Origin of the sequence: Bacillus haynesii (assembly GCF_001969855.1) — a bacterium.
In the GTDB taxonomy this organism is placed as follows: Bacteria; Bacillota; Bacilli; order Bacillales; family Bacillaceae; genus Bacillus; species Bacillus haynesii.
In genome coordinates, this window is record NZ_MRBL01000009.1 from 35,872 (window position 1) to 56,156 (window position 20,285).

The window sequence follows — 20,285 nt, forward strand, 5'->3', positions numbered from 1 at the left end:
ATGTCTTCTGCGCTGCTGCAAGTGGGCTGAGTTATACGAGCGGTCCTCCGGCTTTTTCGATGTTTTCGGTATTGGAGAACTTTTTGAAATTCTTTTTGAATGCATTCGCCAGGTGAATCGCTTTTTCCTCGTATTCGTTTTCATCTGCCCAAGTTTTGGCCGGATCAAGCACTTGATCCGGCACACCCGGAACGTGGACCGGTGAATGAAGTCCGAAAATGCGGTCAGTCCTCATTTCGGCGTTATCCAGTTCTCCTTCTATCGCGGCCTGAACCATCGCTCTCGTATAAGCGAGGCTCATTCTTTCCCCGGTTCCGTATCCGCCGCCTGTCCAGCCTGTATTGACAAGAAAAACGCTGACGCCGTGCTCATCGATTTTTCTTCCGAGCATTTCAGCGTACACGTGTGCCGGAAGCGGGAGGAACGGTGAACCGAAGCAGGTCGAGAATGTGGCTTCAGGAGTGGTGATTCCGCGTTCGGTGCCGGCGAGCTTGCTTGTATATCCGCTCAGGAAATGATACATGGCTTGTTCTTTCGTTAACTTGCTGATCGGAGGAAGTACGCCGAAAGCATCTGCCGTCAGAAACACGATGGTCTGCGGGTGTGCGGCGATGCTCGGCTTGACGATGTTGTCAATCGCGTCAATCGGGTAAGCTGCTCTCGTGTTTTCCGTATAGAATGTGTCGGAATAGTCCGGCTCTCCGGTTCTGCTGTCGACAACGACATTTTCGAGAACGGAACCGAAGCGGATCGCATTGTAAATCTGCGGTTCTTTTTCTTCGCTTAAGTTAATGCACTTGGCGTAGCAGCCTCCTTCAATGTTGAAAACGCCTGTGCTGGACCAGCCGTGTTCGTCGTCACCGATCAGCTTCCGCTTCGGATCGGCGGAAAGCGTCGTTTTGCCTGTACCTGACAATCCGAAGAAGAGAGCTGTTCCGCCTTCCTCGCCAATGTTTGCCGAACAGTGCATCGGTAAAATGTTTTGTTCAGGAAGAAGATAATTCATAATAGAAAAAATCGATTTTTTCATCTCTCCGGCATATTCGGTGCCTCCGATTAAGATCGTACGCTTCTCAAACGACACGATGATAAACGTTTCAGATCTGGTCCCGTCAACGAGCGGATCGGCTTTGAAATGCGGAGCGGAAAGAATCGTAAACGGCTGTTCTTCAGGTTTTTTATCGTGTTCTTCAGGTCTGATGAACAACTGTCTTGCAAACAGGTTGTGCCAGGCGAATTCATTCACAACTGTAATCGGAAGCCGGTATTTTTCGTCTGCCCCTGCAAACCCTTCAAATACATACAATTCATCGCGTTCCTTTAAATAGCTGAGCACTTTTGTGTACAGCCGGTCAAAGGCGGCTTCTGAAATCGGCTGGTTCACCGCACCCCAATCGATTTTGTCCTTTGTGCTCGCTTCTTCCACAATGAATTTGTCTTTTGGCGAGCGGCCGGTGTATGTACCGGTTGTTGCCCGCACGGCTCCGGAAGATGTCAAGACTCCTTCTTTGCGCTCAAGGACTTTTTCAACCAAAAGGGGAACGGATAAGTTCAGCTGAACGTTTTCGCCCGTTATTAACGTTTGTAAGTCAGTTGTTAAATCTACAGAATTCATAAAAAACCTTCCTTTGCATGTTTTTTAATGTGTATAACATTAATGTAGAATTAGTATAACACATTTACTCTTATAGTCTATACCGTTTCTTCATTTTTCGTTCGGGTTTTTTCTCGAAAGACAAGTGCAAATTTATTTCGGCCGATATTGACATAACAAGCCATTTTAAGATAAGATATTTCATTGAGCGGATACTCTTATCCCGAGCTGGTGGAGGGACAGGCCCAATGAAACCCAGCAACCGGTTTCTCTTATTAATGGAAAAAAACAGTTTCTGAGACAACTACGGTGCTAACCTGATGCAAGGTGTTCAATACCTTGAGCGATAAGAGTGAAAGGCACGCAATACCAGACCCTTTCCTCAGCGAATAGGAAAAGGTTTTTTTATTGCATAAATCGAGATACAAAAATTGCTAAAAAAACTGCCTTCAGGAGGAAGGTACTGGGCGTTTTTCACAGGACGTGAAAGGTTTTAGCCGAGTATCGAGCAGGAGGAAGGTACTGGGCGTTTTTCACAGGACGTGAAAGGTCTAGCCGGGCAACCAGTCAGGAAAAATTCTCCTAAGGGGAATTTCGACTCAGAATCTCGTCAAGACTAGCATATGGAAATTGTTTCAAAACGAGAGCGTATGAAGCCCGAGTATCGTCATATAATCAAGAGGGACGAGATCCGTATCATACTTAAGATCACGGCTGATCTTCATATACAGGAGGAAACATAAATGAGCAAAAACCGTCGGTTATTTACATCAGAGTCAGTTACGGAGGGACATCCGGACAAAATTTGCGACCAGATTTCGGATAGTATATTAGACGAAATTTTAAAGAAAGATCCGAATGCCCGCGTTGCTTGTGAAACATCTGTGACAACCGGATTGGTGCTGGTAAGCGGTGAAATTACGACGTCCACATACGTCGATATTCCGAAAACAGTCCGCGAAACGATTAAAGAAATTGGCTACACACGTGCAAAATACGGTTTTGATGCCGAAACTTGCGCGGTCTTAACGTCTATAGATGAACAGTCTCCAGACATTGCAATGGGAGTCGACCAGGCGCTTGAAGCCCGTGAAGGAGCAATGAGCGACGCTGAAATTGAAGCGATCGGAGCCGGAGACCAAGGTTTAATGTTCGGTTTTGCCTGCAACGAAACAAAGGAACTTATGCCTCTGCCGATTTCGCTTGCTCATAAATTGTCTCGCCGTTTGACAGAAGTCCGCAAAGAGGAAATTCTCCCGTATCTGCGTCCGGACGGAAAGACACAGGTAACTGTTGAGTATGATGAGAATAACAAGCCGATTCGCATCGATACAATCGTCATTTCGACTCAGCATCATCCTGAGATTTCGCTTGAACAAATTCAGCGCAATCTGAAAGAGCACGTCATCAATCCGGTAGTGCCAAAAGAGTTGATTGATGAAAACACGAAGTACTTCATTAATCCTACGGGCCGTTTTGTTATCGGAGGACCGCAGGGGGATGCCGGTTTAACAGGACGCAAAATCATCGTTGACACCTATGGCGGATATGCCCGTCACGGCGGCGGAGCGTTTTCCGGTAAGGATGCGACAAAGGTTGACAGATCTGCAGCTTATGCTGCGAGATATGTAGCGAAAAATATCGTCGCCGCAGGCCTTGCTGATTCCTGTGAAGTGCAGCTTGCCTACGCGATCGGTGTTGCACAGCCGGTTTCCATTTCAATCGATACATTCGGTACAGGCAAAGCGAGTGAAGAAACATTGATCGAAGTGGTTCGCAAAAACTTTGATCTAAGACCTGCCGGCATTATTAAAATGCTCGATCTTCGCCGTCCGATTTACAAACAAACGGCAGCTTACGGACATTTCGGCCGCCTCGATCTTGATCTGCCTTGGGAGCGCACAGACAAAGCAGATCAGCTGAAGAAAGAAGCATTAGGAGAATAACAACCGCATAGCCGCTTTAATAAGCGGCTTTGTTTTTCGATGGCAAAAAGCGGGCGGATGTGAAACGTTTTTCTTTAAACACTTGTCTAATCAAGAAGCAGACTTTGATTTCTGCACGAAATTTAAAAAATCGGAGGCAATACTATGTGTGGATTTGTAGGGGTATTCAATCATCGCCCATCATCCGAGACAGCAGCCCAGGAAGAACTGATTAAACAAATGAATGAAATGATTGTACACCGCGGTCCGGACGATGATGGGTACTATCATGATGAGCATGTAGGCTTCGGATTTAGAAGGCTCAGCATCATCGATGTGGAAAACGGAGGACAGCCTCTGTCTTATGAAGATGATTCCTACTGGATTATTTTTAATGGAGAAATCTATAACTATATAGAACTGAAAGACGAACTTCTTTCAAAAGGATACGAGTTCAAAACCGATTCAGATACGGAAGTTTTGCTTGCGACTTACCGCCACTACAAACAGGAAGCCGCTTCCAAGCTGCGCGGAATGTTTGCTTTTTTAATCTGGGACAAAAAAGAACAGCTCCTATACGGAGCGCGCGATCCGTTCGGCATTAAGCCGCTCTATTTTACGAAAACGGACGGCCACGTTTATTTTGCGTCAGAAAGAAAAAGCCTGATGGCTGTCGATGCTGACTTGGAATTGAATGAAAAAGCGCTGCAGCAGTATACATCATTCCAATTTGTACCGGAGCCTGAGACGCTTGACAAAAAGGTGCAAAAAGTAGAACCGGGCCATCAGTTTACCGTTCGCCCGGGCGAGGATCTTCAATTTAAAACATACTGGAAAGTTCAATTCAAGCCGGTTCAGACCGAAGAAGACAAGCTTGTTCAGGAAGTAAGAGACGCGATCTTTGATTCCGTAAAAGTCCATATGCGAAGCGATGTGCCAGTAGGTTCCTTCCTTTCCGGAGGCATTGACTCTTCCTTTATCGTGTCAGTGGCGAAGCAATTCCATCCGAACTTAAAGACATTCTCTGTCGGCTTTGAACATGAAGGCTTCAGCGAAGTTGATGTTGCGAAAGAAACCGCTGATAAGGTCGGCGTGGAAAACTTCAGCGCGATCATTTCGCCTGAAGAATATATGAACGAGCTTCCAAAGATCGTCTGGCATTTAGATGATCCTCTGGCAGACCCTGCTGCGATTCCTTTGTATTTTGTCGCGAAGGAAGCGAAGAAGCAAGTTACAGTTGTTTTATCCGGAGAAGGGGCAGATGAGCTGTTCGGCGGTTACAATATTTACCGAGAGCCGCTTTCATTAAAGCCGTTTGAGCGAATCCCTTCCCCGCTGAAAAAGATGCTTCTGCACGTAGCTTCAGCGATGCCGGAAGGAATGAAAGGGAAAAGCTTTTTAATGAGGGGCTGTACACCTCTTGAAGAGAGATATATCGGTAACGCAAAGATTTTTGAAGAAGGCATGAAATCAAAACTTCTTCGCCAGTATGACAGCAACCTCTCTTACTGTGACGTGACAAAGCCGTATTTTGAAGAAAGCAAGTCCTACAGCGAAATCAACAAAATGCAGTATGTCGATATCCACACATGGATGCGCGGCGACATTTTGCTGAAGGCCGACAAAATGACGATGGCCAACTCACTGGAACTCCGCGTTCCATTTTTGGACAAAGTCGTATTTGAAGCGGCTTCCAAAATTCCGGAAGAGCTGAAAACGAAAAACGGCACGACAAAATATCTGCTTAGAAAAGCGGCGGAAGGCATCGTTCCAGATCATGTCTTGAACCGCAAAAAGCTGGGATTCCCTGTGCCGATCCGCCACTGGCTGAAAAACGAAATGCATGACTGGGCCGTGAACATCATTAAAGAGAGCGAGACAGACGCATATATTCATAAAGATTACGTGCTTCAGCTTCTTGAAGACCACTGCGCCAACAAAGCGGATAACAGCCGCAAAATCTGGACGGTTCTCATCTTTATGATCTGGCACAGTATTTTCGTTGAAAAACGCTTTGTACCGGAAGAACTGAACCATCAGCCAAAAGAGGTCATTATTGTTTAAGCTAATAAAAGAAGGTTTTCGATTAACCGAAAACCTTCTTTTTTTATGCCGGTTTTTCTGCTGATAAATCTGCAAGCACACTTTCACAATCGGAGAGGAGATTGTCAAAAATCACATCCCACGACTGGGTAAGGGCATAGCTTCTCGCATCGTATGCCATCCGTTTTTTTAACGACGGGTTGGAGAGCACGCGCAGTATATTTTCGGTGAATGCTTCCGGATTTCTAGGTTCGGAAAGAAAACCGTTTCTTCCGTTTTGTATAAAGTCTTTCAGGCCGCCGGAATCCGCCCCGATAACAGGCGTCCCGCAGGCGAGCGCTTCAAGAGCGGAATTTCCGAAGGTTTCCGTCGGCGAAGGAAAGACGAACAAATCTGAGCTCGCATAGATGCTTGCCAGCTCTTCTCCTTTGACATAGCCGGCAAAAGTCATGTTGAGGGGAGCTCGCTTCTCAAGCTCTTTTTTTAACGGGCCGTCTCCGGCGATCAGCCAGTGGACATCACCTTTCAAAGCGGGGTGACTTGCAATCTTGAGCAGCGTCTCCAAGTCTTTTTCTGGTGCAAGCCTTCCGACATAGCTCAGGATATAGGTTTCCTTTATCCCGTATCGTTTACGGATGTGTTCGGTTTGATACGCCGGACTGAACAGCGAGCAGTCCACGCCGCGCTTCCAGATGGAGAGGTTCCTGAATTGTTTGGCTTTAAGCTGCATGAACGTTTCACGCGAAGGCACAAAAACTTTTCGAAAATCTTTATGAAACCAGTGCATATATTTCCATAATAATTTGGAAAACATTTGAAGATCATAATATGAAAGGTACTGGTCAAAATCGGTATGGTAAGAGCCTACGACGGGGATGTTCCATTTCTTTGCAAGCTTGAGCCCTGCCAGGCCGATATTAAAAGGAGTCGCGATGTGAATGAGATCGGGATGGAATTCGCGGAGTTCTGATTTCATTTTGATGAGATTAGGAAGAGCGATTCTGCACTCGGGGTATAAGAAGAACGGCATGCTCGTAAAACGGCGGATGCGGCTCGAAAATTGTGTTTCATGCGTGCTTTCCGGCGCAAATACTTTATAGGGTATCCCGTTTTTTTCAAGATAATCCGTATACCTTTTCAACGTTCTGGCGCAGCCGTTCACATCTGGTGTAAAAGTGTCCGTAAATATCGCAATTTTCATCGTTTCCCCTCCTGTTGGTGATGTAAAAATCAGTGACGCTTTGGAAGAAACGGTCGGCTTAGAAGATCATCGCCGACAAGGTTCCGACTGAAATCCCGAGGGCCGTGCCTGCCAGAACATCCGAAGGATAATGAAGACCGAGATAAATTCTGGAGAGCCCCACACTGATGCCTACCGGAATTAATAAAAGCGCGAGTATCGGAAAGAATATCATTAGCGGTGTAATGACAGAAAATACCGCGGTCGTATGGCCGGATGGAAAAGAATGATCCTTGAGCGGATTTTGCAAAACCTGTGTTTCCTTTAGCGTTAAATACGGCCGCTTTCTCGGATACAGCTTTTTGATCAGCATGACTTGAAGATGGCTGACCAAAAGTGCAAGGGCGCTGGCGATCCCCGCTGTACGAACACTTCCGGATCCGAACAGCAAGAGAGACAGGCAGGCGGAAATCGTGCAGAAAGCCCCTCCCAAATGAGTTGAGGAACGAAAATAACGGTTTAGTGTTTTTTGGTGAAATAAGCTGTTCATACCGAGGAAAATCCGGCATTCAAAGTTGTAGATGCCGACCATCAGTTTATTCAAATGTCATAACCCCCTTTACATGAATGGCTGCTACATGTTTATTGTAAAAAATGAATGTTTAGCAAATGATAAGTATTTGTAAAGATTTCGGAAAAGAAAAAGCCGCAGACGTGTGCGGCCGAAAAGGTTATTGCTTAAATTATCGGTGGAAAAATGGTAAAGTTGTAGCAAAGCTAATCTTTTTTTTGCAAGGATTTGTAGTATTGTCCTTTTTCAATATATTCTTTGCGAATTCTTTCCATTTCCTGTTTATCTTTGTCGGTTAACGGGCGGATGACTTTAGCGGGCCTGCCGAATGCGAGGTGCCCGGACGGGATCTTTTTGCCCGGCGGGACAAGGCTGCCTGCCCCGATAAAAGCGCCTTCTCCGATTTCCGCTTCGTCAAGAATAACCGACCCCATTCCGATAAGGGCATGCTTTCGAATCACGGAGCTGTGCAATGTAACCTGATGGCCTACCGTCACACCGTCTTCAATCACGAGAGGGCGTTCAGGGCTTTGGTGCAGACAGGAAAGGTCTTGAATGTTCACGCCTTTTCCAATTCTGACCGGGGCGACATCGCCGCGGATAACAGAAGAGAACCAGATGCTTGATCGCTCTCCGATTGTTACATCTCCGGTGATGACCGCGTTGTCGGCGATAAACGCCGTTTCATGAATAACGGGTTCCGTTTTTTTATAAGGGTAGATCATAGGTTTCATCCTTTCATTTATAAAATTGTGTGAGGTGGTCAGCATGTGGTGCATGGAAGCGGAAAGACCTGTTGCTTCAATTGTCATCATTCACGGTGCATGTGAGCATCACGGGCGGTATAAATGGCTGTCCGAAATGTGGCGTTCATCCGGGTTTAATGTCGTGATGGGGGATTTGCCCGGCCAGGGAACTTCGACAAGAGAAAGAGGACATATACGCTCATTTCAAGAATATATTGATGAAGTGGACAAATGGGTCGCCAGGGCGAAAGCATATGAACTGCCTGTGTTTATGCTCGGGCACAGCATGGGCGGCCTGATTGCGATCGAATGGTTTAAGCAGCAGCAAAGCGGCATTGCCGGTCTCATTTTATCATCCCCTTGTCTCGGGCTGCAAATAAAGCCGAACAAATTTCTGGACTGGATTTCCAAAGGGCTCAACGTTTTGGCCCCGTCCATGCGGTTTGAATCCGGGATCACGCCTGATAAAGCGACGAGAAACAAAGAAGTCATCGAAATGGACATCAACGATTCATTATATATCACAAAAGTTTCTGTCAGATGGTATCAAGAAATGTTAAAAGCGTTGAAAAGCGCGATGGAGCCGACGGACGCCTTTCTCAACATCCCGCTCTTTGTCATGCAGGCGGGCACAGACTGGCTTGTCGACAAAAAAATGGTCGTCAAGTGGTTTAACCAGCTTGCTTCCCACAATAAGACGTACAGGGAATGGGAGGACTTATATCACGAAATTTTCAATGAGCCTGAGCGGGAAGACGTTTTTAAAGCGGCCAGAGCGTTTGCGGAACAGTATATGACATAATGGAGGTGCATTCTTTGGCAGTACCGGAGCATCCTTTTGGATTAATGGCTAAAGTATACAGAGAAGTTTTTCCCCTTGTTCATCAGGAATTGGACAAGTGGAAACGAAAAGCTGAAACGATTCAAAATCCCGAGTTGAAAACGCAGGCGAAAGCCAGCATCAGGGATAAAACCTTTCACTGTGAAGGCGGCGGCATTATGGCCCTCCTTTCAGGCGACAAAATCGAGCAGTCGATCCGGTTTATTACGGCGTATCAGACGATAAGCGACTATCTCGACAATCTATGCGATCGGAGCACCTCGCTTGATCCGGATGATTTTACTATGCTTCACCAGTCGATGAAAGACGCGCTGACAGTCGGGGCTGAATTGAAAAACTATTACCGATTCAGGGAAGACCAGGATGATCAAGGTTATTTGCACGACTTAGTGAAAACATGCCAAGGCGTGCTTGCGGAAATTGAGAACTATGATCTGATCAAGGAGCATCTGCTTGAGCTTTGCAGCTACTACTGCGACCTGCAAGTTCATAAACACGTCGTGGAGCATGAGCGCGTTCCCCGGCTTGAAGCGTGGTTTGAGAATTATAAATCGGCTCTGCCGAAAATGGAATGGTATGAGTTCTCAGCCTGTGCGGGTTCAACACTCGGCATTTTTTGCCTCGTATCGTATTCCGTCCGTCCCGATTTTACTGAATCGATGGCCGGAAAGATCCGCGACAGCTATTTTCCGTACATACAGGGACTGCATATTCTGCTCGATTATTTAATTGACCAGGAGGAAGATCTAATCGGCGGAGATTTGAATTTCTGCACTTATTACCCATCACATTCAGATATGATGGAAAGGCTCGAATATTTTATCGAAATGGCGGATGAACATTTGCGCGGGATTCCACACGAAAACTTTCACCGTTTGATCAACAGAGGTCTGTTAGGCGTTTATTTGTCGGATGACAAAGTAGCGGGCCAGAAGGAAATCGGCCGGCTTGCGAAAAAGCTGATTAAAGCGAGTGGCAAAACATCGTTCTTTTTCTATATTAATGGCAGGGCATACCGCAAAATTCAAAAAATGCCGTGGATGAAAAGCTCGTAAAGAAAAGCTCAAATCATTTGCTGATTTGAGCTTTTTTTTCAATGGCGATAATAAACGGCGGATCATTCCGCTGGTTTAAATATTGATAGCAAAGGACGCGCGCTTTATCCTGGTCAAGCTTAGAACAAAATTCGAGAAGGTCTTCCTTCTCCCTTTTTCCTTCAGGATGGCCGTGATAGACGACAAGCACGATCAGCCCTTCGTCTTTCAGGATGTGCAGCATCTGCTCGATGCTTGAAATGGTCGACTCGCTTCTTGTTGTTACCGCTTTGTCCCCGCCCGGCAAATACCCGAGATTAAAGACGGCTGCTGACACACGGCCGATCGCTTCAGACGGAAGCGATTGAATCAGTTGATCGTGGCTTTTTTGAATCAGGGTGACGTTGCCGCGGTGCTTTTCTCCAAGCCTTTCCGCGGTATGGATCAGCGCCTCTTCCTGGATATCAAAGGCATAGACATGTCCGCTTTCACCGACAAGTTCTGCTAAAAAATAAGTATCATGTCCGTTTCCCATTGTCGCATCAATGACGATGTCTCCTTCGCCTGCGGCTGTTTTCAGCAGTTCTTTCGCATACGGGAGGATCTTCTTGAGTTTCATGTGGCCATGCCTTCTTTCGCCTTGTTGAACCATTTCCCCTGATAGCTGCCGCGCCTTTCCAGTTCTCCGTTGATGGCGTTTAAGACTTCCCATTTATTGACGCTCCACATCGGTCCGACCATCAATTCGATCGGTCCGTCACCCGTAATTCGGTGAATGATCATTTCCGGAGGAAGAATTTCAAGCTGATCGCAGACAAGCTGGACATATTCATCTTGAGAAAGGAACGTTAATTTTCCTTTTTCATACTGCTTCACCATTGGCGTTCCTTTTAACAGGTGCAGCAGATGGATTTTAATCCCCTGCACGTCCAAATCGGCGACGGCTTTTGCGGTTTCCATCATCATGCCGCGGTCTTCGAGAGGCAGCCCGTTAATGATGTGAGAGCAGACGCGGATGCCGTGTTTCCTCAGCTTGTTCACACCTTCCACATAGCAGTCGAAATCATGGGCGCGGTTGATCAAATCAGCCGTCCGTTCATGAACGGTCTGAAGGCCGAGTTCTACCCAGAGGTATGTTCGTTCATTAAGCTCGGCAAGATATTCGACAACATCGTCAGGAAGACAGTCCGGCCGGGTTGCAATTGAAAGGCCGACTACGCCGTCAAGGCCGAGGACCGTTTCGTATTTTTCGCGAAGAACGCTGACAGGAGCGTGCGTGTTCGTAAATGCTTGAAAGTACGCCATGTATTTGCCGTCTTTCCATTTTTCATGCATTCTGTCGCGCACTTCATTAAATTGGGTAATCAGATCGTCGGCACGGTTTCCCGCAAAGTCTCCGCTCCCTGCGGCGCTGCAAAATGTGCATCCGCCGTGTGCGACCGTGCCGTCGCGGTTCGGGCAGTCAAAGCCTCCGTCAAGGGCGACTTTAAACACTTTATGACCGAAATGATTTCTCAAATGATAATTCCATGTATGATATCGTTTTTCACTGTTCGTATATGGAAAAGGGTTGTTTTGATGCAAACAAAAGGACCTCCTTTTAGTATCACGCATCCTAAAATTGTAGCAAATAAACACGATAAGAACAAACCGATTCCCAATTATTTTCTTCAATGATCACGGCTGTGATGGCCAAACTAATCACGATGGATTTTTCCATTAAGGAGGGGTTTTCTTTGGCTACAAGACAATCCGTCGGAGAGCACATCCAAAGAAGCGAAGATGCTTATGATTATGCTTTATCTCAATTTGAAACTGCAAGCAGGCAGGAACATTACAATGAGACAGAGTACAGCGATGCGCAGGTGATGCTTGAAAACGCGGTCAATGAATTAAACAAGCTTTCGCTGTTTGCCAATGAGCAGCAAAGGGAGGAAATTTACCGCAAAAGGCTTCAGCTGCAAACCCTTCAAAACAATATGATTCTGCAGAGATCGTATGAAAGATGAACCCTTTTTGAAAGGGTTCATTTTTTTTGAAAAAAGTGATTGACAAAAAAAGACGATGTATTTAATGTATTAGGTGTACTATATCGAGTAATACAATTAACACACACATGTAAAGGAGCAATACTCATGAGTGATAAACATAAAAAAGTAACGCCAATGGTGGTCGTGGCGTTTATCATTGCCTGTTCGTTCTTGTTTGTACTTGCGAAGCTGGGCTTTATAATTCAAGAAAATTTGGGATACGTGTTTTTTTAAAAGTGAATGACCTGAGATTGAACGAGAAAGAAGGGAGATAGATGATTCAAATCGATCCGAGAAGCTCAACCCCGATCTATGAGCAGATTATCCAGCAGATGAAAGAGCTTTGCTTAAAAGGGATAATCAAGCCTGGAGATAAACTTCCTTCTGTCAGAGAGCTTGCAACCATTATCATTGCAAACCCGAATACGGTCAGCAAAGCCTATAAAGAACTTGAACGGGAAGGAATTATTGAAACGTTGAGGGGAAGAGGAACGTATATTTCAGAAAACGCGAAAGTTACGCTTGATGAAGGGAAGATTGCGATGATTAAAGAGCAGTTAAAGCAGCTGATCATCGATGCGCATTACGCGGGGATCGACACCAAAAAGTTGCAGGAGTGGATGGCGGAAATCGACGAAGAAGTGAGAGGAGGCGAAGTGAATGATTGAGCTCAAATCTGTGTCAAAAACGATTGACGGAAAACAAATACTCAAAAACATCTCCTTTAAGCTGGAGGAAGGAGAGATTTTCGGACTGCTCGGAAGAAACGGCTCTGGGAAAACGACGCTTCTCCGCCTGATTCAGCAAATCCTGCTGCTTGATGAGGGAGATATCTTTTTCGGCAGCGTCAAGGTGAAGGACCATCCGCTCGTCAAGCGCAACATCGTCTATATGCCGGTTCAAAACACCTATTTCGAAAAATACAATTACAAACAGCTCGTCAATATTTTACGTAACATTTATCCGGATTTTGATGTTACATATGCGAATGAATTAATGAACCGGTACGATATTCCCGAAACAAAAAAGTACAGGGAATTGTCTACAGGATTGAAAAAGCAAATGTCGCTGATCTTGTCATTTGCGATCCGGCCGGCGGTCATCCTGCTTGATGAGCCGACAGACGGCATTGATGCCGTCACAAGACAAGACGTTCTTCAGCTGATGGTCGATGAAGTGGCTGAAAACAACACGACGATTCTCATCACATCCCACCGGCTTGAGGATATTGAAAGAATGTGCAACCGAATCGGTTTTCTCGAAGACAATACATTGTCGAATATCATGGATCTTGATGAACTGAAAGGCGATTTTATTAAAATCCAAATGGCATTTGAAGAAGATGTCAATTTGAAAATCAGGGAAAGGGAAATCCCTGTTTTGGATCACACCGGCGTGTTTTATACGGTGTTGATTCCGAAAGAAGACGATGTGAGCAAACAATTTCTAAAAAGTTTGTCTCCGAAAGTTTGGAACGAGCTTCCGGTCAGTCTAGAGGAAGTATTCATCGCGAAGTATGGAGGTAAGCGAAGATGGTAGAGCGCGGACTTTTATATAAAGAGTGGAAACAGCATTTTTGGATTTTTTTAGTTGTGTTCGCAGCGGTGATGCTGAGTGAACCGCTAGCGATTTTGAATGATTATTTCCAGTACCAGGGATGCCTTGCACAACAGAAAAAATTTCCCGATATAGAGTGCGTTTTATATAAAGATTATGAGCTGAGCGGGACTATCAGAATGTTCTGGGTTGGCGGAGTCGCGCTTGCGCTCAGCCAGATCGGGTTTGAACGGAGCAGAGGAACGCTTGATTTTACACTCGGCCTCCCTTATCAACGCGGCGTCATTTTCAATACGAAATATTTCTTTGGCATTTCAATTCTTTTAACAGCCCAGCTATTATCTTACTTTTTATCTTATGCCTTGATTGTTTTATATAAGATTGACGTCGTCCATTTCCATGAGTATTTTATCGGGTCGGTCATCTTCTGCTTTATGGTCTACTCGCTTGTCATGGCGGCGGGCGCGATGACCGGCAATCCGCTGGCCCAAATGATCGTTGCTTTTTCAGCATCGATTCTGCCGTATTTGCTGATCGGGCTTCCGTTGGCCAACTTTCGAATCATCCTAGGTTTCTTTGGGTATGACCCTGCTTTCTTTTATGGTGAAACAGAACTATTAGATTATATAACGCCGATCATATACCTCAACCGTTTCGGCATTCAAGACGGCAGCCTGGCCTTTACGCTTATTCCGCTCGCCATGGGGATCTTGTTTTATATAATCGGCTACTTCTGCTTTATCAGACAGCAGATTGAACGGAACGGACATTTTTTTCTTTGGGGAAAAATGGATCGTCCGATTCAAATCCTTGTTATTTTATTCGGCATCTGGGGATTCGGGACAGCCTCTGGCTCAAGCCTGTACAGCTATATCTTCGGTATGTTGATCGGTTCGGCAGTCGGATTTTTAATCAGTTACTTCTTGATTTTTAAAAAAATAAAACAGCTGTAATCCAAAATGGAGAGGAGATTTACAAATGATCAGTGTAGAGCATATTCACCACTCGTTTAAAGTCGGCAAAAAGGGGAGAGAAAATGAAATTAAAGTGTTAAAGGACGTCTCGCTTACCGTTGAAAAAGGCGAAATCGCCTGCATTGTCGGACGGAGCGGCTCCGGAAAGTCGACACTGCTGAACTTGATTTCCGGCTACATTGCCCCGACAAAAGGCAACATCGTCATCGACGGCACGGATGTCACGAAGTACAGCGAAAAAGAATGGGCCGCATTCAGGCTTGAACATTTCGGCTTCATCTTTCAAAGTTTTCAGCTGATTCCGAGCTTGACGACTTTTGAAAATATCGAACTGCCTCTAACTTTAAAAGGTGTTCATCCGTCGGAGCGGAAGCAGCGCGTCAATGAAATGCTTCACCGCGTCGGCCTTGAAAACCATGCCGGCCACTATCCGAATGAGCTTTCAGGCGGACAGCAGCAGCGCGTCAGCATCGCCCGCGCTTTAATTTTGAATCCTTCAATCATTTTAGCCGACGAGCCGACCGGAAGCCTGGATTCCGAAACAGAGCAGGAAATCCTCGAATTCATTCGGCAGCTGAACAGGGAGCGCGGCATTACATTTGTCATCATCACGCACGATGACGAGGTGGCATCGATCGCCAAAACGAAATTTCATTTATTTGACGGCGTGTTAGAGAAAGGGGGAGAGACTGTTGAAGTTTAAGGATCAGTTGAAGTTCATTAGAAGAAATATGAAGAAAAACCGCCTGCGTGTATTCATGACCATTCTCGCAACAACAGTGGCCTGCGCGTTTTTAATCGTGCTCGCATCGGTCGGATTCGGCCTGCAAAAATCGATGACTGAACAGCTGATGAAAGAGCAGATTGTCACTGAAATTCAGGTTGTCGGAAAAGAAGGAAAGAGCGATCAGAAAGTTCAAAAGAAAGACTTGAAAGAGTTTGAAAACCGCAAAGATGTGTCTGCGATTATCGAGCGCACGGGGGTGTACGCACCTGCTGAAGCAAAATTGGGCAGCAGGACCAACAATCAAATTTCGCATATCTCGATTACTGACATGGCCGCTGAGCAAAAAGCCAATATCAAACTCGATCGCGGCCGCGTAGCGAAAACACCGAATGAAATCGTCGTCGGCTACCATTTCGGGAAGAACCTCTGGACGAAAAAAGAAGCCGCAGATTATGAAAAGCAGATGGAAAATAATGCTGAGGAAGTAAAGGAACCAAAAGGATACGAAGAAGATATTCTCGGCAAAACGATTGAATTAAAGATTTCAAAAATGGATGAAAAAACAGGTGAAGAAGGGAAGGCGAAAACATACGATCTGAAAGTTGTCGGAGTGACGAAAAAACCTTCTTATGAATGGGCGAGCGATTCAACAGTCTATGTCAGCGACGACATGCAAAAAGACATCACCGGTTTTCTGAAGGCGGACAAAGACAGCGGCATGATCGAAAAAACGCTTTCGGTTTACGCGGATAACTTTGAACATGTCGGACAGCTGACAACAGATTTGGAGGATGAAGGCTTCTACGTCGATTCAATAACGAAAAAACTCGAAAGCATCAATCTTTTTTTCATGGCTTTTAAAATCGGTTTGATCTTTGTCGGAGTCATTGCCGTCTTGATTTCAGCGATCGGCATTTTCAACACGATGACAATGGCGGTTACAGAGCGGACGCAGGAAATCGGCATTATGAAAGCGATCGGGGCGAGTCCGAATGTGATCCGCCGAATGTTCCTGCTGGAAAGCGCCTATATCGGTATCTTAGGATCTGTTTTAGGTATTATCATTTCATACGGTGTCAGCTTTTTAGTGAACAAGATTATTCCTGTCATTTTATCATCGGTTTCAGAAGGAGAAGCGAGTGCAGCAGACCTCAGCATCACCTTCTCGTACATTCCTGTCAGTCTTGTCCTCATCGCGACCTTGATCAGTGCAGGCGTCGCCATTCTTTCAGGCCTGAATCCGGCCATTAAAGCGACAAGAACGAACGTGCTGACAGCATTAAGAAGAGAGCTGTAAAGAAAAAGCCGGCGCTATGCCGGCTTTTTAACGTTTCGGCGGTCTGTACCCCGCATCAAGCGCCTCCTGTTCTGTGCAGAACCAGCGAGCGACGTTTTTCGTGCGGTCATAATAGGTACTTCCCGGTGTATGATAAATATGGTTGACGCTTCCTTTGATTTTGCACTCCTGTTTGCTTTCAGCGCTGCTTTTCTTAGCGGCTGGCGCGCTGTGTGACGTCCCGGCCTGAGCGGCGGCGTTCTTTTCTTTTACAGAGGTTTCGGCACCGCTGCTTTTTTCTTCAGCCTTGGCCAGTTTTTCTGTCAGCGATTTTGTTTTTTTCGTAAGCGAGTCTTTTTCTTTTGTCAGTTTTTCGTTTTCATTTTTTAATGTGTCATTCTCCGTTTTGACTGCCTTCAGTTTTTCGTTTGCTTGTTTGACCTGCTGCTTTAATGCGGTTTGCTCCTTTTGCAAAGCGCTGTGTTCAGTTTTCAGTTCCTGAATCTCGACTGTCAGATCCTCCGTTTTTGTCTCATCGACGGCATATGTTTCCTCATCATAATAAGGTGCAGAGATGATCAAGAGGAGAAGTCCGCCTGCAAAACAAGGATAAAAGAGTTTCTTGGAAAACCTTTTGCCTGGAGAAAAGATCCTTTTGATCAAATGAAATACAAGATAGCAGATGGAAAAAAGGAAGGATAAAAACCCGATCAACATGAGAGATTCCATGATTCGTCTCCTTTCTTATTTGATAACTATATTTTAGCTTAAAAAAAAAATGTTTATATCGAAAAACTTCTTGCAAATCTAAATATTCAAACGTAAAATAAAGAAATCATTTAAAAACCGAATATGCAGCTTATAAAGAGAGATGGAGGGACTGGCCCGGCGAAATCTCAGCAACCTGCAGCAGTGCAAGGTGCTAAATCCAGCAGAATGTCAGGCGCATTCTGAAAGATAAGTTGAACAACTCTTTCAGACGGCTGAAAGAGTTTTTTTATTTTGGAGGAGGAGATCAACATGAACAAGTTATTAAAATGGACTTCTGCGCTGGGACTGGCCTTGAGTCTGGCGCTTCTGGCCGCATGCGGAAACAGTGCCGAAAGCGACGGCAAAACGATCAAAATAGGCGCTACTGCAGGACCGTATTACGACATGGTCAAAAAAGCGATTCAACCTGAGCTTGAGAAAAAAGGCTACAAAGTGGAAGTGGTCGAATTCACCGATTATGTACAGCCGAACACGGCGTTAAGCGAAGGCGAACTCGACGCCAATTTGTTTCAGCACGAGGTTTTTATGAAGTCATACAATCAAGAAAACAATAAAAATCTTGCCGCTCTCATTTCTGTGCCGACTGCTCCGATGGGTCTCTATTCTGCAAAATATAACGACTTGAACGATGTCAAAACGGGAGCGGAAGTGGCGGTTCCAAACGATCCGGCAAATGCTGCCAGGGCATTTTTAACCCTTCAGGATCAGGGGCTGATTCGGCTGAAAAGCGATGTCGACACATTGAAAGCCTCTGTGCAGGATATTGCGGAAAATCCGAAAAAGCTGACATTTAAACAGCTTGAATCCGCCAATCTTCCAAGAGCTGTCGATGACCTGGATATCGCGGCCGTTCCGGGAAATTTCGCTCTCTCCGCCAATATGAAGCTGCAGGACGCGCTGGCGCTTGAGAACATGCCTGACCGCTACCGCAATCAAGTGGTGGTGGATGAAAAAAACAAAGACAAGCCATTCGCCAAAGATCTCAAAGAAGCGGTCAAATCCAAAGCTTTCGAAGATGCGATCGATCGGGAATTCGCCGGCTTCGGAAAGCCGAAATGGATGACGCAATCATAAACAAATCCCCCCTTTCAAAAGGGGGTTTTTTATGTTGAAAATCGAAAACGTGTCAATTGAAAAAAATGGGCAAAACGAATAGAATCTAGAGGGAATGCTAAAGAGAAAGAAGGAAACGCTATGCCGCGCACATTATGGCTTTTGGTCATCGGAATGTTTATCAATGTCACAGGGGCGTCTTTTTTATGGCCGCTGAATACCATCTATATCCATCAGCATTTGGGAAAGTCGCTGACAGCGGCCGGATTTGTGCTGATGCTGAACTCAGGGGCAAATGTGCTGGGCAACCTGTTCGGGGGATATCTATTCGATAAAATCGGCGGATTTAAAACGGTTGTTCTTGGAATTGTAATCACGTTTGCGAGCCTTTCTGGCCTCGTCTTTTTTCATGATTGGTTCCAATACATTCTTTTCTTGACATTGGCCGGTTTTGGATCAGGGATCGTTTTTCCGGCATGCTATGCAATGGCCGGCTCGGTTTGGCCGGAAGGCGGCAGAAAGCCGTTCAATGCTGTATACGTGGCGCAAAATGCAGGGGTGGCAGTCGGTTCAGCGCTCGGTGGAATTGTCGCATCTTTTTCATTTACGTATGTTTTTCTGGCGAATGCGATGCTGTATGCCGTCTTTTTCATGATTGCGTTTTTCGGATTTAGACGCATCCGCTCTGAAAAAACCATGCAGTCTTCTGTCTTGGATCATGCCGATTCAGTCAACGGGAAATCGAGATTTTCCGCGCTTTTGGTTATATGTACGGGCTACCTGCTCGGCTGGGTCGCTTATTCGCAATGGTCCTCGACCATCGCTTCACATACCCAGGAGCTGGGGATATCTCTGGGACAGTACAGCGTGCTTTGGACAGTGAACGGGGCGCTCATTGTTTTCGGTCAGCCGTTGCTCGGTTTTTTTGTGAAACGGTTTGCCGAATCGCTGAAAAACCAAATCGTGATCGGATTTGTCATTTTTATGATGGCATACGGAATTTTGTTTGGCGCTGAACGGTTTCCTGCGTTTCTTGCCGCGATGGTTGTGCTGACCATTGGCGAAATGCTTGTGTGGCCGGCTGTGCCGACAATCGCAAACCGTCTCGCCCCGAGGGGGAAAGAAGGATTTTATCAAGGGTTTGTCAACAGTATGGCGACCGGCGGAAGAATGATCGGGCCGCTTTTTGGCGGAATGCTGGTTGATTATTTCAATATGCAGCTTTTGCTCGCGGTTCTGCTCGTATTGCTGCTGATCGCCATAGGGACGGCGTTTTTATACGACAGGAAGGAAAAGCAGCTCTCCGCTCAATCAGATGCGTGAGTGACATAGAAAAAATAGGTAATTGTAATTATTCGAAAATGAATCGAAGGAATCAAGATTATCAACCAATTCTTCACATATAATGGAAGAAACAAGCTTTTTTTCTTCTCAGACAGAACACATTTTCTGTATGGTAGTATCGAATATCATCGCAAGGGGTCTAGGGGGGCTGCTCGATGGCCTGAAGTCGCTTGACTAAACTAAGGGCTTTAGGAAGGTGATGAAGATGCTGCATCAAGTTTTGGTTGCTTGTTTGATTGGAGGGATTATGGGGGTTCTCGGGCACGTTAAAAAAAGAGGACGCCTCGAGAAACCGAGAACAACGAAACGGTTCATTTACCTTGGATTTTTTGAAGATATTCTTGTCGGAATGGTTGCTTCTATTTTGCTTGTTTTATCTGCGGAACCTGATTCTGGAATTCAGCTTGTCGTTTTATCGATCATTGCCGGCTACGGCGGTGAAGCTGTATTGAGAAGCTTTGACTTTGTCAGAGAACAGCAGGCAAATGTACAGAACTCCGAACGGCAAAACAAATCTCCACACGATTAAGATCCTCACTCTTACCCTTTTTTTCAGCACATTCCCATTGTATACAAACCTGCTTGCACTTATGAACAGAATTCTATAAAATACAGATAA

At 45.6% G+C, this 20,285-nt stretch carries 21 protein-coding genes and 2 riboswitches; of the genes, 14 read left to right on the top strand and 7 right to left on the bottom strand.

Annotation, left to right across the window (positions count from 1 at the left end; genetic code table 11):
* Positions 1–31: 31 nt before the first annotated feature.
* Positions 32–1,615 (bottom strand): phosphoenolpyruvate carboxykinase (ATP), encoded by a 1,584-nt coding sequence (gene pckA / locus BTA31_RS09410; protein ID WP_076791045.1) that lies wholly within the window; start codon positions 1,613–1,615, stop codon positions 32–34.
* Between the two features lie 194 nt (positions 1,616–1,809).
* Positions 1,810–1,947, top strand: a riboswitch (SAM riboswitch).
* Positions 1,948–2,337: 390 nt separating this feature from the next.
* On the opposite strand from pckA, the gene metK reads away from it, so the two are divergent.
* Positions 2,338–3,540: a methionine adenosyltransferase gene (gene metK / locus BTA31_RS09415; protein WP_043926284.1), complete on the top strand. Its 1,203-nt coding sequence runs from the start codon at positions 2,338–2,340 to the stop codon at positions 3,538–3,540.
* Between the two features lie 144 nt (positions 3,541–3,684).
* Complete coding sequence (gene asnB / locus BTA31_RS09420) at positions 3,685–5,583, top strand: asparagine synthase (glutamine-hydrolyzing) (RefSeq protein ID WP_076791047.1); 1,899 nt, start codon at positions 3,685–3,687, stop codon at positions 5,581–5,583.
* 43 nt (positions 5,584–5,626) lie between these two features.
* On the opposite strand, the gene BTA31_RS09425 is transcribed toward asnB, so the two are convergent.
* The 3 genes from BTA31_RS09425 to BTA31_RS09435 all read right to left on the bottom strand — a co-directional run bounded on the left by BTA31_RS09425 (position 5,627) and on the right by BTA31_RS09435 (position 8,038).
* Entirely contained in the window at positions 5,627–6,763 is a 1,137-nt protein-coding gene (locus BTA31_RS09425) for a glycosyltransferase family 4 protein (protein WP_076791050.1), read from the bottom strand.
* Between the two features lie 58 nt (positions 6,764–6,821).
* Positions 6,822–7,346 carry a phosphatase PAP2 family protein gene (locus tag BTA31_RS09430; RefSeq protein WP_043926281.1) on the bottom strand — a complete coding sequence of 175 codons (525 nt, stop codon included), beginning with the start codon at positions 7,344–7,346 and terminating at the stop codon, positions 6,822–6,824.
* Positions 7,347–7,519: 173 nt separating this feature from the next.
* Positions 7,520–8,038, bottom strand: a complete 519-nt coding sequence (locus tag BTA31_RS09435; protein WP_076791052.1) for a gamma carbonic anhydrase — start codon at positions 8,036–8,038, stop codon at positions 7,520–7,522.
* A gap of 43 nt (positions 8,039–8,081) precedes the next feature.
* Here BTA31_RS09435 and BTA31_RS09440 point away from each other — a divergent pair, with 43 nt between their 5' ends.
* Positions 8,082–8,861, top strand: coding sequence for an alpha/beta hydrolase (locus BTA31_RS09440; RefSeq protein WP_076791054.1), 780 nt, complete (start codon positions 8,082–8,084; stop codon positions 8,859–8,861).
* A 14-nt stretch (positions 8,862–8,875) separates the two neighbouring features.
* Entirely contained in the window at positions 8,876–9,955 is a 1,080-nt protein-coding gene (locus BTA31_RS09445; protein ID WP_043926279.1) for a tetraprenyl-beta-curcumene synthase family protein, read from the top strand.
* Positions 9,956–9,968: 13 nt separating this feature from the next.
* On the opposite strand, the gene mnmM is transcribed toward BTA31_RS09445, so the two are convergent.
* Together mnmM and mnmL are read right to left on the bottom strand one after the other, a co-directional pair.
* The gene (gene mnmM / locus BTA31_RS09450) at positions 9,969–10,553 is read right to left on the bottom strand and encodes a tRNA 5-(aminomethyl)-2-thiouridylate-methyltransferase MnmM (protein WP_043926278.1); all 585 of its coding nucleotides are present in this window, start codon (positions 10,551–10,553) and stop codon (positions 9,969–9,971) included.
* Positions 10,550–11,518, bottom strand: a complete 969-nt coding sequence (mnmL, locus tag BTA31_RS09455; protein WP_043926277.1) for a tRNA modification radical SAM protein MnmL/YtqA — start codon at positions 11,516–11,518, stop codon at positions 10,550–10,552. Before mnmL ends, mnmM begins: the two co-directional genes overlap by 4 nt.
* A 152-nt stretch (positions 11,519–11,670) precedes the next feature.
* Here mnmL and BTA31_RS09460 point away from each other — a divergent pair, with 152 nt between their 5' ends.
* From BTA31_RS09460 to BTA31_RS09485, 7 genes are all read left to right on the top strand, one after another.
* Positions 11,671–11,943 (top strand): YtzC family protein, encoded by a 273-nt coding sequence (locus tag BTA31_RS09460; RefSeq protein WP_076791057.1) that lies wholly within the window; start codon positions 11,671–11,673, stop codon positions 11,941–11,943.
* A 126-nt stretch (positions 11,944–12,069) separates the two neighbouring features.
* Complete coding sequence (locus BTA31_RS23545; RefSeq protein WP_256164402.1) at positions 12,070–12,198, top strand: hypothetical protein; 129 nt, start codon at positions 12,070–12,072, stop codon at positions 12,196–12,198.
* A gap of 41 nt (positions 12,199–12,239) precedes the next feature.
* Entirely contained in the window at positions 12,240–12,632 is a 393-nt protein-coding gene (locus BTA31_RS09465) for a GntR family transcriptional regulator (RefSeq protein WP_003184565.1), read from the top strand.
* Positions 12,625–13,503 (top strand): ATP-binding cassette domain-containing protein, encoded by an 879-nt coding sequence (locus BTA31_RS09470; RefSeq protein WP_076791059.1) that lies wholly within the window; start codon positions 12,625–12,627, stop codon positions 13,501–13,503. The genes BTA31_RS09465 and BTA31_RS09470 overlap by 8 nt, the downstream gene beginning before the upstream one ends.
* The gene (locus BTA31_RS09475) at positions 13,497–14,474 is read left to right on the top strand and encodes a permease (protein WP_076791062.1); all 978 of its coding nucleotides are present in this window, start codon (positions 13,497–13,499) and stop codon (positions 14,472–14,474) included. Before BTA31_RS09470 ends, BTA31_RS09475 begins: the two co-directional genes overlap by 7 nt.
* A 25-nt stretch (positions 14,475–14,499) precedes the next feature.
* Positions 14,500–15,198: an ABC transporter ATP-binding protein gene (locus BTA31_RS09480; RefSeq protein WP_076791064.1), complete on the top strand. Its 699-nt coding sequence runs from the start codon at positions 14,500–14,502 to the stop codon at positions 15,196–15,198.
* Positions 15,188–16,519, top strand: a complete 1,332-nt coding sequence (locus BTA31_RS09485) for an ABC transporter permease (protein ID WP_043926271.1) — start codon at positions 15,188–15,190, stop codon at positions 16,517–16,519. The genes BTA31_RS09480 and BTA31_RS09485 overlap by 11 nt, the downstream gene beginning before the upstream one ends.
* Positions 16,520–16,546: 27 nt before the next feature.
* Here BTA31_RS09485 and BTA31_RS09490 read toward each other — a convergent pair whose 3' ends face one another.
* Positions 16,547–17,227, bottom strand: a complete 681-nt coding sequence (locus BTA31_RS09490) for a sunset domain-containing protein (protein WP_076791067.1) — start codon at positions 17,225–17,227, stop codon at positions 16,547–16,549.
* Positions 17,228–17,354: 127 nt separating this feature from the next.
* A riboswitch (SAM riboswitch) is annotated at positions 17,355–17,462 on the top strand.
* Between the two features lie 56 nt (positions 17,463–17,518).
* Between BTA31_RS09490 and BTA31_RS09495 the strand changes: the two genes are divergently transcribed.
* From BTA31_RS09495 to BTA31_RS09505, 3 genes are all read left to right on the top strand, one after another.
* Positions 17,519–18,343: a MetQ/NlpA family ABC transporter substrate-binding protein gene (locus BTA31_RS09495; protein ID WP_043926269.1), complete on the top strand. Its 825-nt coding sequence runs from the start codon at positions 17,519–17,521 to the stop codon at positions 18,341–18,343.
* A 120-nt stretch (positions 18,344–18,463) separates the two neighbouring features.
* Entirely contained in the window at positions 18,464–19,645 is a 1,182-nt protein-coding gene (locus BTA31_RS09500) for an MDR family MFS transporter (RefSeq protein ID WP_076791069.1), read from the top strand.
* Positions 19,646–19,865: 220 nt separating this feature from the next.
* Entirely contained in the window at positions 19,866–20,195 is a 330-nt protein-coding gene (locus BTA31_RS09505; RefSeq protein WP_016885609.1) for a DUF4257 domain-containing protein, read from the top strand.
* Positions 20,196–20,285 lie beyond the last annotated feature (90 nt).

What these genes read in the sequence shown, in the direction of transcription:
- pckA (WP_076791045.1), bottom strand. Translation starts at nt 1,615, where the DNA reads ATGAATTCTGTAGATTTAACAACTGACTTACAAACGTTAATAACGGGC.
- metK (WP_043926284.1), top strand. Translation starts at nt 2,338, where the DNA reads ATGAGCAAAAACCGTCGGTTATTTACATCAGAGTCAGTTACGGAGGGA.
- asnB (WP_076791047.1), top strand. Translation starts at nt 3,685, where the DNA reads ATGTGTGGATTTGTAGGGGTATTCAATCATCGCCCATCATCCGAGACA.
- BTA31_RS09425 (WP_076791050.1), bottom strand. Translation starts at nt 6,763, where the DNA reads ATGAAAATTGCGATATTTACGGACACTTTTACACCAGATGTGAACGGC.
- BTA31_RS09435 (WP_076791052.1), bottom strand. Translation starts at nt 8,038, where the DNA reads ATGATCTACCCTTATAAAAAAACGGAACCCGTTATTCATGAAACGGCG.
- BTA31_RS09440 (WP_076791054.1), top strand. Translation starts at nt 8,082, where the DNA reads ATGTGGTGCATGGAAGCGGAAAGACCTGTTGCTTCAATTGTCATCATT.
- mnmM (WP_043926278.1), bottom strand. Translation starts at nt 10,553, where the DNA reads ATGAAACTCAAGAAGATCCTCCCGTATGCGAAAGAACTGCTGAAAACA.
- BTA31_RS23545 (WP_256164402.1), top strand. Translation starts at nt 12,070, where the DNA reads ATGAGTGATAAACATAAAAAAGTAACGCCAATGGTGGTCGTGGCGTTT.
- BTA31_RS09465 (WP_003184565.1), top strand. Translation starts at nt 12,240, where the DNA reads ATGATTCAAATCGATCCGAGAAGCTCAACCCCGATCTATGAGCAGATT.
- BTA31_RS09470 (WP_076791059.1), top strand. Translation starts at nt 12,625, where the DNA reads ATGATTGAGCTCAAATCTGTGTCAAAAACGATTGACGGAAAACAAATA.
- BTA31_RS09475 (WP_076791062.1), top strand. Translation starts at nt 13,497, where the DNA reads ATGGTAGAGCGCGGACTTTTATATAAAGAGTGGAAACAGCATTTTTGG.
- BTA31_RS09480 (WP_076791064.1), top strand. Translation starts at nt 14,500, where the DNA reads ATGATCAGTGTAGAGCATATTCACCACTCGTTTAAAGTCGGCAAAAAG.
- BTA31_RS09490 (WP_076791067.1), bottom strand. Translation starts at nt 17,227, where the DNA reads ATGGAATCTCTCATGTTGATCGGGTTTTTATCCTTCCTTTTTTCCATC.
- BTA31_RS09495 (WP_043926269.1), top strand. Translation starts at nt 17,519, where the DNA reads ATGAACAAGTTATTAAAATGGACTTCTGCGCTGGGACTGGCCTTGAGT.
- BTA31_RS09500 (WP_076791069.1), top strand. Translation starts at nt 18,464, where the DNA reads ATGCCGCGCACATTATGGCTTTTGGTCATCGGAATGTTTATCAATGTC.
- BTA31_RS09505 (WP_016885609.1), top strand. Translation starts at nt 19,866, where the DNA reads ATGAAGATGCTGCATCAAGTTTTGGTTGCTTGTTTGATTGGAGGGATT.